Genomic DNA, 13,885 nt, shown 5'->3' on the forward strand with positions numbered 1-13,885 from the left:
TAAGCGGCAGTATATTTGCTCAAAGTCAAATATCTAATTTAGTTGTCCCGGTGTTAGCTATTTTATAAATCATGTATCCCAATTGGAAAAACTAAAGGAAAATCTTAATAAATATAAGCAATCTAGTGTAGTAGGGGTAAGCGGTATGGGTAAAACGCAGCTTGCTAGAATGTATGCTTATGAAAATAAAGATCACTATAACATAATTTGGTTGATTGATTGTAATCTAAATATAGAGCCGCAATTACTCAAATTATCTAAAACTATTAATACCGAGGTAAAATCACCGGTGATTTCAGAAGATGTGGCAGTGATGAAGAAAGATTTAATGGTTTATCTAGTAAGTAAGGATAAATAGTTATTGGTGTTTGATAATTTAGAAATAGGCGAGAATAAGAAAATAGAGGATGTTATTAATTGGGAGTATAAAGGTAATATTATATTTTGTACCCAAGACGATGAATTATTATCTAATATAATCAAAGCAAACGCTTTCACTAAGCCGGAAGCTGCATTACTTGCAACAAATATATTGGAAAATAAAAATCTGGAATTAATAAATTGTTTGACTCAAGCATTTGGAGGTTATCCGATTCTCATAGTTCAAGGAGCACAAATATTAAATCAAATACAAGGTTTAAACTTAGAGAAATACAAGCAAAAGATAAAAGCCTCTAAGGATAAAATTGAGCTAAATATAAAACTTGTTAGCAATGAATTAAAGCCTAGTGCCAAGAGATTACTAGATGGGATAGCATTGCTTAATAATCAAAGTGTTTCAAAAGAATTATTAAATGCTATTACTGAAGATAAGCATAGTCTAGATGATGATATTTATCAGTTTTCTAAATTTGCTTTGATCTCTAATATTGAACCTAATGAAGTTAATCCGATATTTGAAATGCATGATGGAAAAAATATTACAAAATATTACAAATAAATGGAGATAAAGGAAATAAAGAATATCTTAAACGTAGTGTTACTAATCTTTTAAATTCTATGCCTAAAAGTTTAGTAAAGGGGCGTATTTTTAGAAATGCTAAAACTATACCGGATTAATTACAAAAAATGCAGAAAAATACGATATATCAATATATAAAATTTTAGAGTTATAAATTTATTAATACAATATGCTAATTCTTCCGATTTATATAACTCAAAAAAATTAGTAAATTGGTTTGATAAAAACGGTCAAAAAGGTAAATTTAAATTATGGACAATGAATAATGAAGAAAAATTTGCTTATGCTGCATATTTAGGACGCATAGGGTGGTATTATAGAACCTGGTCAGATCCTAAAAAGCAATTGAATAGATACGAAAGCTAAGCAGGTATTTGATGAAGTGAAAGTATATGATTCCATAAAATGTAATGTAGTTTTCGGTTCGGCTATATCCAATATTCAGCTAGGAAATCTAGCAGAAGCAGAAAAAAATATCCAAATGATGGAAGATATGTTCAATCAAAATCTAGTAGATCAAACTGACATAGCAACTATATATTATGCAAAAGCTAAATTATTTAATATCCAAGGTAAAAATTATGAAGCATTAAGAAGAATTGACGATACTATAAATGCTTGTATCGAAAACGGGATGAAACCTCAAGATTTATTTCTTACCGGTTCATATCTCATTAAATTAGATGTATTAAATAATCTTAAGAAACATCAGGAAGCTCTTTCTTTATTAGAATAAGTATATGATATGAATAAGTCGAGTAAAAAAGAGGAAAATCAAGTATTTGGACGAATTTTTACCCAAAAATCAAGAGCAAAACTAGGTTTAGGTGATGTTACCGAAGCTCTAGAATAAAAAAGCTAAAGCAATTTTTCTTAATGATCCAACTAGACCTAACAAAGAGATTATTATATCACCGGATATAGATTTGGTAAAAACGTTTGTTGCTGAAGGGGATGCACTAGTGTTACTTAATCAAAATGAGGAGGCGGTAGATACTTATGCTACTGCTGAAAATATATATTGGAATAATTATAAAGAAAATATGAAAAATGTGTATGAAATAAGTAATATGTATTTTGCAGCCGCTAAAGCTAGTTGTACTTTACCTAAGAAATTTTGGTATGAAAAATTCCGTAATAATCAGATAGAACAATTCGGTGCTGATCATCCGAATAGTATTAAAATTTTAAACCTTAAATGTGATGGTTCAAATTAGCTAGAATTTTTTCTGATTAGTGCAATAAAAAAACCGGACGCGATAAGAATAATTCCAAGCCAAATAAAGCTTATCGTTGGCTTGTAATATATTTTAGCATGGATTATATCGCCGTCTATATTACTTAAAACTGCGTAAAGATCATATAATAAGTAAGAGTATATATCACTTTCTTGCGATAAACTCTTTTCAACTATATAAAGTCTATTTTCCGGCTTTAATATAGTTATATTACGGCTATTATCCTCAAGCCAAAATTCAGCGATTTGTCTATAATAATTTTGACCTTGAGCAAACTTAATATTTTGCAATGTGACTTTAAATTCGTTAAATGTTTTACTTGTTCCTACTCTGCCGGTAAAATCCATTTCACTTTGTAATAATGTATTCATAGTAATACTAAAACTAATTAGTGCAAAACCAAAATGTCCAAGGATCATACTAGCGTTACTTGCTTTAAGTCTATTTCTACAATAATTAGTTTTAACCAAAAGATAATGAATATTATGAAGCATAAGAAATATAGATGCGATTATAGTTAAAATCGATATAACACTAAATGTTACTTTTAATGATATTAAATAAGTAATTATTAGAGATAATATTAGAATTATAATATGTTTTTTAATAGAGCTTCTAGTAGTAAATAATCCTATGGTACCAAGAATAGGGATAACGAATATAATAAAATTATTAACAAAAAATGTTTCACTAATAATAATAGATTTATCGTCGAATAAAGAGTAAATTGGCGGATAAAGTGTGGCAGCTATTAGCACAATAAGGCTAAGAAGGAGGAATATATTACCGAGGAGTATGGAGTTTCCACAATTCGTCATTGCGAAGCCACGAAAGTGGCTGTGGCAATCTCGGTTAGCTTCCTGAGATTGCTTCGTCAATGTTAATGCATTTCCTCGCAATGATGTGGTAGTATACCACCCAATACTACCAATCCCCATAATCAAAAATATTCCAAGCAAGTATATTCCTCTCTCAGGTGAGAATGCAAAAGAGTGAATTGAGGTAATAAAACCGGAACGTACTAAAAAAGCACTAAATATTACTAATAAAAAAGTAATGATGGATAAAATTACTGTCCAGTTTTGCATACGTCTGGTTTTTGTTGTTACAATTATAGAATGATGGAGCATAATTCCGGATAACCAAGGAAATAGTGAAATATTTTCTACCGGATCAAAAAACCAAAATCCGCCCCAGCCGAGTTCTCTATATGCCCACCAAGAACCAAGGCTAATTCCTATGGTAGTAAATAAGATACCGATATTGGAAAATGTTTTGAGAAGTCTTATGTCATTAATGGATTCCCGCTTTCGCGGGAATGACATAAGTGGGTATGAGAATGACATAGAGGCACAAACAATAGTAAACGGTACTACATAGCTAACATAGCCTAAATAAAGCAGAGGAGGATGGATGCTCAAAGCAATATCTTGTAGCATCGGGTTTAAGCCTAACCCTTCTTTAGGAATGAAAGAAAACACGTTAAAAGGATTGGAGGTAAAGTAAATAAAGCTGCTAAAAAATAATTGTATGGCTGATAGAATAATAATAGATAAAAATTTAAGACGGTTATCTTCAAGTAAAAATATATAACAGCAACTAACGATTTGTAATAAACAAAACCATAATAACATTGAGCCTTCGTGGCTCGACCAACTACCGGCTATTTTATATATTAAAGGTTTTAAAGTACTGGAATTTAAGAAAACATTTTGTAGTGAAAAGTCAGAGATAATAAAAGCATAGACTAGGGTAAAAAAGGCAAGTATAGTACATGAGGCAGCTATGTAGAAGGGGCAAGTAATGAGGTAGTTGTCATTCCCGCGAAAGCAGCAATCCAGTCTATAAAGTAGAGATTTTTTATGGATTCCCGCTTTCACAGGAATGACATAAAAGACAAAAGACAAACCGATAACCGACAAGTACATCGTTGTTAGTAGTAAAAAATTACCGATTTCACTCACTGCTTATTGTTGCCTCGGTAGTAGGTAATACGGTAATTTTTACGCTATCAATCTTATTGGCAATTTTCTTTAAAATAATTACCTTTAAATTAAATATTTCAATTACTTCCCCTTGATTTGGAATTCTAGCAATTTTATGGATTATTAATCCTGCTATAGTGTTTGCATCTTCATCCGATAAATTCCAATCAAGTTCTCGGTTAATATCTCTAATAGTCGTAGTTCCTTTTATAATGAACTCGGTATTAGACTTCTTGATAATGTCATTATTAAGTCTATCATGTTCATCAGTAATGGGTCCTACGATTTCTTCTATAACATCTTCAAGAGTAATAATACCTAGTAGAGTACCATACTCATCTACAACACAAGCAAAATGATTATTACGTTCTCTAAATGCATGTAGCTGGTCTACTACAAGTGCATTCTCAGGGATAAACCAAGGTGGGGTTAGAAGTTTATTAATATCAACTTTTTTTGCATCATTATTATTTTCGTATAATGCTTTAAGCAAATCTTTTAGATTGAGAATCCCTATTATATTATCTCTATTATCTTGCCACAAAGGTATACGTGTATGAGCACCTGATAATAAAGTTTTAATTATCACTTCATGAGGTAGGTCGATATTAAGGGCTATAATACTACTTCTGTGAGTCATAATTTCCGATACCATCATATTACGTATATCTAATATCCCGCCGAGCATATTACGATCAGATTTATAAACTCCGCCTTCTTGATGGTAATGTTCAATCACGCCTCTTACTTCTTCCGTGCCTGATATTTGAGGATTTAAATTAATACGAAATATGAAGCAAAATATTTTTGTAATGTAATCAAGAGCAATATTAATAGGTTTGAAAAGCTTTAAAAATATTACAATAGTTGAAGCCATTTTTAATGCTAATTGTTCAGGTTTAGCAACGGCTATTGCTTTCGGTACTACTTCGGCAAAAACAATAATTATAAAAGCCATAACGCCGGAAGCAACAATGGGTCCATTATCTCCAAGAAAGCTAATAAAGAGAGTAGTAGCAATAGTGGTACAAACAGTATTGATTAAACTATTACCTATTAATAAAGTTCCTATGACCTTTTCTTTTTTCTTAAGAACCTCTAAAATTGTTTTAGCACGCTTATTACCGGCGATTTTAAGCTTATGAATCTTCCCTGGGGAAGAAGCGGTAATAGCAGTTTCGGTAGCGGCCAATAAAGCAGATAAGGCGATCATTATTATAATAACGATCACAAGTATGGTAGTCATTCTTTGTTAAAATATAAATTAACTATAAATAATTATATTAGTAATTATAGATTTTGCCTAATGTTTTTTTGTTATCAACGACTCCTTTCAGTATCTTTTGTTTTTCGGCTGTTAATAAGATTGTGAAATTTGTTATTTGTAGATGATGTCTTGCGTGATTCGTGTCCAATCGCTATTGCTTGTTGCTGTATTAATAATGTATTAGCTTGAGCTTTCCTTAAATTTATACCTTGGTCTTTAGATTCTTCAGTAGTTAGAATTTTTTGCCCTTTAGAGAGTTTGATTGCACTATCGCATACGAACACTCCGCAATCATATACATTTTCTTGTTGCTTGGTATTTAGGTCTGTTATTTTTGCATCGGAATAAATGTCGGTAATATATTCTGTTACTTTTGGTCGAGATTCCAATGGCTCACCATAGGGATCATTATACATAAAGTTTATATTACCTTTATCATCTTTACTAGCCATTAAGAGTAACCAATGTTTATGTCCTGTATTTAGTGGTATAATTGCAGGCTTATGATCTAGTATTAAATCTGCTACTGTAACACGAAGAGTATCTTTTAGTATTTCCGGCTCTTCTAAAGAGGCATGATGAAATATAGAGAACATATTCTTATCTATATTTGCTTCCAATATATTTTTTATATCATCTTCAGTGTATAAATAAGTAGGTTGTTTTATATTTCCTGTATTATAAACACCAACTTGATCTTCAGTATTTATAACCAGTGATGATTTTTTTTTCAGGTATCTGCTGTTTTGGCTCTATTACTGGTTTGGCTAATTGTTGTTCTGCTTTTAGAGATTCCTTATACATTTCCTGTGGAATTCCTAATTTTTCCCATGGTTTTTGATTATTAGCGGGAGCTTGCTGTTGCGGTGGATTTATAGAAGATGCAACAGTGGTTAGTGGTTCTTCTGTTATTGTCGGCTTTGCTTCCGTAGTTGGAGTTGTTGATTCGTGAGTTTTAGGTTCTTCTTTTTTGCCGAATATTGCTTCTTTAAAACTAGTTATTATATCTTTAAAATAGTTAAAAACTCTTTTAAAAAAACCTTGCGGTTGTGGTTGGTTTGCTTTTGGAGGTTCATATGATATTGTGTGTTCTACTTGTATATCCTTAGGTCTATCATTCATAACTTTCTTTGTATTAATAAAATTAAAGTCAATAGGATTTACCTCAGTTTTACCTAAATCTTTTTGAAATTGCCTAGATATTTGTGATACATACTTTTTTAAGTTTTCAGCAGCATTATTTGCATCTTTTAAGATTTCATTAATTTCGAGTTTCAATCCGTAAATTTGAGCTTCAGAGGTAATACCGAATTTAGCAGTGATAAGATTTGTTGTTTCGTCTGCAGAAAGAGGCCAAGTTTCTATAATCACTCTACCGCCTTGATTTTTAGCGTTTTTTATTATTTTATCTAGCTTTTCTTTATCAGGTATTGTACCGGAAAGTAATTGATCAATTTTACGATCAGATACAAGATTGTTAAAAACAGATGTTACTAAACTTATATCTGTAATTGTAGTGGCTTTATCTTTTGGTACTATACCATCGGCTATAGATAAATTTTGATCTGCTTCATTTGTAAAAAAAACATGATCAACTTTTTTCATAATTTGCTTCCAATAAGCTTCTAGTTCAGAATTTTGGGGTAATGAATTATATTGATCAAAAGTAATAGTAGTTTTTATATTTAAATTTTGTAAATTAATTAAATCTTGTACCGTAAAAATGGGTTGTATATTATTGTTATTAAGTTGAATATTAAAAATCGGTGTTTTGTCCTTTTTGTGGGATTCTTGTAAGATCTCCGAAAAAATACGTTCTTTATCGGGTATATGTGATGCTTTATTAACTTCTAGCCGGATAATAGGCAGTTTATTTTGAGTTTCCTGCTTGTTTATTTTCTCTAATATCCGATCTTCATCTCCAAGTAAAAGAGTAAATATAATAGGCTCAGCCATTACTAACCTTTATTAAAAGAATATTGGGTTCTGTGAAAATTTCTAATTGATTTGCTATTTTAAGATATTTTTTAGCAAAAATTATAAGGTTTTTGAAGGAATAGTTATTCATATTTCAAAAAAATCTTATAATTTGCAGCAAAAAAGAGCCAAAATTAAATCTTTTTAGAAATCTTCACAGAACCTACATATAATTATTAGAATTTTTGAGCTTTAAATCAAGCTATATTTAATAATCTGTGCTTTAGCTTATATAATTTATCCATTTTATGTGCTAATTCATGGTTATGTGTTACCATAATAATTGCAGTATTTTGTTCTCTTGCTACTTTTAAAAATAAATTAAATACTTCATTTGTAGTTTTGGGATCTAAATTACCTGTCGGTTCATCTGCTAAAATAATTTTCGGCTTATTAATTAAGCTCCGAGCTATAGCAACCCGTTGTTTTTCTCCTCCCGATAATTCTCCAGGCATATTATAGAGTTTTTTCCCAAGCCCTAAATCATCTAATATCTTTGTTGCATCTTCTATTGCTTCTTTTTGATCAAGACCACTAATAAGCCTTGGCATAATAACATTTTCAAGAGCGGTAAAATCTTTAAGTAAGTGATGTTGTTGATAGATAAAACCTAAATAATGAAGACGAATGAGATGATATTTTTGATACTTGCTATTTGGTATGATGACTTGACCTTTTGTAGGTTTATCAAGCAAGCCGGCAATATGTAGTAAAGTTGATTTGCCGCTACCTGAAGAACCTATTATAGCGATTAATTCACCTTCATTAACCGTTAGATTAAGATCATCTAGTACTCTAACAATAATTTTGCCTTGGCTGTAATGTTTTGAGATATTTTTTAAAATGAGGACTGTATTATTCATATCTTAGGGCATCCACGGGATTTAATTTTGAGGCTCTATAAGAAGGATAAATTGTCGCAAGAAAACACAATATTATAGATAAAGAGGTAATTAAAATAATATCCTCAGCTCTTACTTTTGAAGGTAAACTATAAAGAAAATAAATAGCTGCCTCGAAAATTTTAGTACCGGTTATACGCTCCAAATAATTCTTGATAGTTTGAATATTATAAGAAAAGGTAACACCAAGGATTACACCTAGTGTTGTGCCAAGTAATCCTATAAACATTCCGTTATAGATAAAAATAAACATTATTTGCTTAGTGCTTGCTCCCATAGTTCTAAGAATTGCAATATCTGAAGTTTTATCTTTAACAAGCATAAATAAGCTTGAAATAATATTAAATGCGGCAACCGTAATAATTAAAGATAGAATAGTAAACATAGCTGTACGCTCAACAGCAAGAGCACTTAAAAATTGTGAATTTAAGGTTTGCCAATTAAATACATATAGGGTTGGACCTAAGAGTGATTGTATTTTATGTGAATATGTGAGAGCTTTATCGGGATCTAGACTATTAATTTCAATTAAATTAATATCGTTGCCGAGAGATAAGAAATTTTGTGCTGCGGTAAGCGGCATTAATATCGTTGTCAAATCATAATCATACATACCGCTATTGAAAATTGCTATAACTGTAAATTCTTTTGATCTTGGCATACTGCCAAAGGTGGTAGAAACTGAATTATTCGGTGAAATTAATCTAATCTTATCCCCAACGGTTACGCCTAAATTGCTTGCTAATTGTTCTCCGAGTGCTATTACGTTTTTGCCGTGAAAATTATCAAAACTACCAAAATTTACATTTTTAAAAATTTCATTTCTTATACTTAGATCCTTTAATTTCATACCTTTAACAAGCACACCGCTATTATTACTTTTACCAAGAGCCAAAGCTTGACCGTGAGCAATGAATGTTACATGTTTTACATAATCTTGTTTTAGGAGTTTGGCTTTAATCTCTTCATAGTTATCAATACTACCACCTTGCCGATTTATCACTATATCCCCATTTAAGCTGATAATATTTTTAGTAAGCTCTATATGAAAACCGTTCATAACGGACATGACTACTATCAATGCTGCAACGCCGATCATGACGCCCACTAAAGAAAAGGCAGAAATAATAGAAACAAACTTTTCGTTTTTCTTAGCTCTAAAATATCTGAAAGCTATCTTGAAGATAAAATTGCTATTGATCATTTGTTTATTTTTTCTTACATCCGTTTCTAGGTTATTCCTGTGTGAATCAGCTTTTTTGTCATTGTGAACAGCCGTAGGCTGCGTGGCAATCTTATGAAATAATAACAAATTCCTGAGATTGTTTCGTCAACACTTACAGTTTTTCCTCGCAATGACGACACAATTGATGACATAAAGACATCTACACGTTACTAGAAATCTCAAAGACTTTATCATACTTAAATAATTTAGGTAATGTTACTAACCCAAATAGTGTAACACTGGATATAGTAATGCCAAGAGGAGTAAAAGTACCGTTATATAAAAATCCTACTAATTGCAGCCCAAATGCTGTTAAAATCAATCTAGCCACAGTGAAAATAGCCATCATACGAGCTTTACCGTCCGGAATAGCTTCTAAAAGCAATGGCCATAATATGTTAATCGGATATATCACGCCAAGAGATAATAATAAAGTAACTATTGTTATGGTTAAAGGATTATTAATATTATATACAACTAATATGCTATTGCCTAGTAGGAATAGTATTATAAATATAACTCCAAAATAGAAGCAATTTTTAATACCGAATTTTTTAAAGCAATAACCGCTTGAAAAGCTCATAATTGAGAATAGAGCTGCCATTGCTCCTTGATAAAGTCCGAAATATTCTAAAGTTACACCTAAATCTTGCATATATAAAATAGGAGCAATCCCAATAAATATCCAATATCCTTGTGCAAGAAATATCATTGTAAGTATATAATATATAGCTTTTGGCGATTTGAAGATAGGTATATAGTCTTTTAAAGAAATACGTATTTTTTTATTAACTTCTCTTTTTGGAATAAATAATATACCAAGAATTAGGCTGATCAAACCTATTATAAGCAACAAAACAAAATTGCCACGCCAGCCCCAAAATAAATTGACGTAGCTACCTATAACCGGTGCTATTGCCATAGAAAGGGCAATAGTGCCGTTTAAAATGCCCATGAATCTTTGCTGTTCTTGTACCGAATAAATATCGGCAAGAACAATATATATTAGCACTGCAACCGATGATATCCCGCATCCTTGCAAAAATCTTCCAAATAATATAGCTGCATAATTATTTGCAAATACACAAAATAAACTACCAAGATTAAAAATCAGTAAACCGAGTATAATAATCGGTCTGCGTCCGTACCTATCTCCTAAATTACCGACTATAAGCGAAGTAATACAATAAGCAGTTAGATTAACACCAAGTAGTAACTCTGTCATAAAAGTTGAAAGGTTGAATGTATCTTGTATTTCAGGAAAACTTGGAATGAATAAATCTATTTCCGCTCCAGCAAGTATTTCCATGATGATTACGGTAATAATTAATTTCATAATTAATTGTTAGTTTGAGGTTATTTTAGCAAAGTATTATTGAAGCCGAAAGCCTTGCGCGATGTCATCCCTGCAAGGCATTGTTGCATAGATACCAAGTCATCATTGCGAGCGAACGTTAGTGAGCATGGCAATCTCAGGAATTCTTTCCAAGATTGCTTCATCAATTTACTATTGTAAATTTTCTCGCAATGATGGAAAAACCGATCCACGCAACAACATTTTTGCAGGAATGACATAAATAAGGATGCAGGAATGGCAGCAAAAAGCCACACAACAAATTAGCCTTCTATATTCTTATAGCTTACAATAATTAGTGTATTGTTTTACTAAAGAGAGAATAAATGAATATTTATGCTCGTCTAGCAATTTTTATTTATCAAGAGTATATACATGACACGATAACAGGAAGACTGAAAGGAAGTGCAAGTAGAAACTTTTAGTAATATATGTTAATAATAATGATTCCTAACATGTGGGACTATTAACAGAATAAATTTTAAAGCTAATTAAATTTATTTTTACTGCAAATTATAAGGCTTTTTTAAAATAGGATTCACACTATTCCTTCAAAACTCTTATTAATTTTCGCTAAAAATTCTTTTTAATTATCAATTAAAATTATTTTGTTAGCAGTCCCCTATCAATTTTAAAAATTAATTAAAATATTACTGATTAATTCCTAAAGCTTGTTTTTGAGTATCGGTAGTATTCTCCATTACCCACTTTTGGACATCAGGACTTAACATATTATACTGATCTGCTGTTAAACTAGCAACCCAAGCTTGTTGATCGTCAGTACTCATAGCTTGTATTTGGGTTGTTGTAACTGAAGCTGGGGCAGGCATTTGCATTGATGAAGCAAATACTGAGCTCGCGAAAGTTAGAATTAATAAAATCTTTAATAAATTTTTCATTTTGTAAACCTTTTTTGTTTTGTAATTACGATTATAACAAAGCTACGGCAGCTTTCAAGCTAAATTATATTAAACATTTAAATTTTTTATACTAAGAAACTTTTATTGTAACAAATATATCAATATATATACTTTATTGTCATTCCCGCGAAAGCGGGAATCCAGTAAAAAGCGTTCAGTATTATACCGTGGCTTGACCACGGGATCTTGTGTCACAGATTATGTCCTAAGATACCACGCTCAAGTCGTGGTATGACATTAAGATTGACTGGATTCCTGCTTTCGCAGGAATGACATACCCCTTTATATTGTTAACTGCTCTCTGCAAATATTTCGATAAATTTCTGAGTTTTTAGATAAATCATTATGTGATCCTTCAGCGACTACTCCTCCTTTATCTATGACTAAAATATAATCAGCTGATTCTATACTACTAATTCGATGGGCAATTGATATAATAATGTTCCCTCTCATTATTTTTTTTATAGACTCTAGTAATTTCTGTTCGCTCATCGTATCTAAAGCACTCATTGCCTCATCAAGAAGCAAAATTTGCGGCATGCGTAGTAATGCTCTAGCAATAGCTATTCTTTGTTTCTGTCCTCCTGATAATCTAATCCCTCTTTCACCGATTTTAGCATTTATACCGTCATGAAGTTTAGCAGCAAATTCTTCTATTCCTGTAATTTTTATTATCTCATTTATTTCGTCGTCGCTTGCTTCATTATTACCGAATATAATATTTGATTTTATAGTGCCGGAAAAAATGCTAGCCTCTTGAGGAACATAGGCAATTAATTTACGAATTTCAGCAGGATTTAAAAGAGTTATATCTTGATTGTTAATAAGGATAGTGCCGTTTTCTTGCCGGTAAAAACGCAGCAGTAACTGTATCACAGTACTTTTTCCTGCACCTGATCTACCTACAATACCAAGAAACTTATTGGCATTTATCTTCAAAGACATATTATTAATAATCCTTAAATTAGGTCTTGAATGATAGCTAAAATCAACATTTTTGAATTCTATCGAGATTGGATCGGAATTATTTAATTCTAAATAATTATTATGTGCTATAGGTGTCTTATCTATAATTGTAATTATTCTCTCAAGGGCTGTAACAGGTAAATGCATTTCGCTTAGTAGCTCAAAAATACCGCCACAGCTAACTCCGGTGATAATCGCATAATAAATAAACGAGATAATTTGTCCCGCAGATAAATGACCTTTCACTATATCTGAAGCTCCGATCCAAACGACTAAAGTAATCGCAAGAAATATAACGGCTATTGAAATCGCAAAGAATAAAGCACGAATTTTTAAACGGGTTTTGCAGTATATTAAATAGTTTTGTAATTTAGTGTCAAAATCGGCAATTTTGTTTATTTGATGGTTAAAAGCATAAATAGCTCTAATATTATTAAAAGTTTCATCAATATCCGATGCTAAAAGTGACTTAGATTCTAGAGCTTTTTTAGATAAAACCTTAACATGCTTGCCGAATTTAATTAAAGGAATTAATAAGATAGGAATGGTAATAATTACTATAGAAGCGAGTTTAAAGCTTTCAAAAAACATTAATGTAATGCTGCCAATTAGCATCACCGAATTGCGAATAAAAAAAGATAAGAAATTAACGATGAGAGTAGATATTTGATCTATATCATTTGTTAGGCGTGAAATTATATCGCCGATTTTTAGTTCTTCAAACTCTTCAATTTCATAATTAATTAAATTACTATAAGCTTCTTTTCTTATTTGATTAACTGCCTTTTCAGCAACATTATTGATAAAATATGAACGAAAAAAACTAGCAATACTTAAGATGATAATTAATAAACAAATATATAATATAGATTTATCAACCGATGAAATATGGTCTTTGCTCAAGCCTTTATCAACTAAATTTCTAAAAACACTACCGATTAGTAATAATGAAGCTGATACGCTAAGTAAAGAGATCATAACGATGATCAAATCTTTTTTATAGAACCTTAGATATTTAGCTAGTCTATATAAAAGTTTGATATCCATAAGAAAAAAATGTCATTGCGAGTGACTGTAGGCGTTGTTGCAT

11 protein-coding genes and 1 pseudogene are annotated in these 13,885 nt (G+C 31.0%); 4 read left to right on the forward strand and 8 right to left on the reverse strand.

The features are described from left to right. Positions 1 to 82: 82 nt before the first annotated feature. The 4 genes from ABVF33_RS00955 (at position 83) to ABVF33_RS00970 (ending at position 2,178) form a co-directional block, all read left to right on the forward strand. Positions 83 to 358, forward strand: coding sequence for an ATP-binding protein (locus tag ABVF33_RS00955; protein ID WP_499705906.1), 276 nt, complete (start codon positions 83 to 85; stop codon positions 356 to 358). A 3-nt stretch (positions 359 to 361) separates the two neighbouring features. Beyond that, on the forward strand, positions 362 to 940 hold the full coding sequence (locus ABVF33_RS00960; RefSeq protein ID WP_499705907.1) for a hypothetical protein: 579 nt from the start codon (positions 362 to 364) through the stop codon (positions 938 to 940). A gap of 403 nt (positions 941 to 1,343) precedes the next feature. After that, positions 1,344 to 1,697, forward strand: a complete 354-nt coding sequence (locus ABVF33_RS00965; RefSeq protein ID WP_499705908.1) for a hypothetical protein — start codon at positions 1,344 to 1,346, stop codon at positions 1,695 to 1,697. Between the two features lie 190 nt (positions 1,698 to 1,887). Beyond that, on the forward strand, positions 1,888 to 2,178 hold the full coding sequence (locus tag ABVF33_RS00970) for a hypothetical protein (protein ID WP_499705909.1): 291 nt from the start codon (positions 1,888 to 1,890) through the stop codon (positions 2,176 to 2,178). Here the strand turns inward: ABVF33_RS00970 and ABVF33_RS00975 are convergent. The 8 genes and pseudogenes from ABVF33_RS00975 to ABVF33_RS01010 all read right to left on the reverse strand — a co-directional run bounded on the left by ABVF33_RS00975 (position 2,175) and on the right by ABVF33_RS01010 (position 13,842). Continuing rightward, entirely contained in the window at positions 2,175 to 4,163 is a 1,989-nt protein-coding gene (locus tag ABVF33_RS00975; RefSeq protein ID WP_499705910.1) for a heme lyase CcmF/NrfE family subunit, read from the reverse strand. The two genes, ABVF33_RS00970 and ABVF33_RS00975, sit on opposite strands and share 4 nt — an antisense overlap. Continuing rightward, positions 4,156 to 5,430: an HlyC/CorC family transporter gene (locus ABVF33_RS00980; RefSeq protein ID WP_499705911.1), complete on the reverse strand. Its 1,275-nt coding sequence runs from the start codon at positions 5,428 to 5,430 to the stop codon at positions 4,156 to 4,158. Before ABVF33_RS00980 ends, ABVF33_RS00975 begins: the two co-directional genes overlap by 8 nt. A 74-nt stretch (positions 5,431 to 5,504) precedes the next feature. Continuing rightward, positions 5,505 to 7,407 (reverse strand): annotated as a pseudogene (locus ABVF33_RS00985) (Ulp1 family isopeptidase). A gap of 218 nt (positions 7,408 to 7,625) precedes the next feature. Next, complete coding sequence (locus ABVF33_RS00990; protein WP_012719960.1) at positions 7,626 to 8,291, reverse strand: ABC transporter ATP-binding protein; 666 nt, start codon at positions 8,289 to 8,291, stop codon at positions 7,626 to 7,628. Next, positions 8,284 to 9,534, reverse strand: a complete 1,251-nt coding sequence (locus ABVF33_RS00995) for a lipoprotein-releasing ABC transporter permease subunit (protein WP_499706122.1) — start codon at positions 9,532 to 9,534, stop codon at positions 8,284 to 8,286. Before ABVF33_RS00995 ends, ABVF33_RS00990 begins: the two co-directional genes overlap by 8 nt. Before the next feature lie 181 nt (positions 9,535 to 9,715). Continuing rightward, positions 9,716 to 10,891, reverse strand: coding sequence for a multidrug effflux MFS transporter (locus ABVF33_RS01000; protein ID WP_499705912.1), 1,176 nt, complete (start codon positions 10,889 to 10,891; stop codon positions 9,716 to 9,718). Between the two features lie 668 nt (positions 10,892 to 11,559). Next, on the reverse strand, positions 11,560 to 11,808 hold the full coding sequence (locus tag ABVF33_RS01005) for a DUF2673 domain-containing protein (RefSeq protein ID WP_004997643.1): 249 nt from the start codon (positions 11,806 to 11,808) through the stop codon (positions 11,560 to 11,562). A gap of 303 nt (positions 11,809 to 12,111) precedes the next feature. Further along, positions 12,112 to 13,842, reverse strand: a complete 1,731-nt coding sequence (locus tag ABVF33_RS01010; RefSeq protein WP_499705913.1) for an ABC transporter ATP-binding protein — start codon at positions 13,840 to 13,842, stop codon at positions 12,112 to 12,114. Positions 13,843 to 13,885 lie beyond the last annotated feature (43 nt).

Origin of the sequence: Candidatus Rickettsia barbarica, assembly GCF_041477405.1 — a bacterium.
Lineage (GTDB): Bacteria > Pseudomonadota > Alphaproteobacteria > Rickettsiales > Rickettsiaceae > Rickettsia > Rickettsia rickettsii.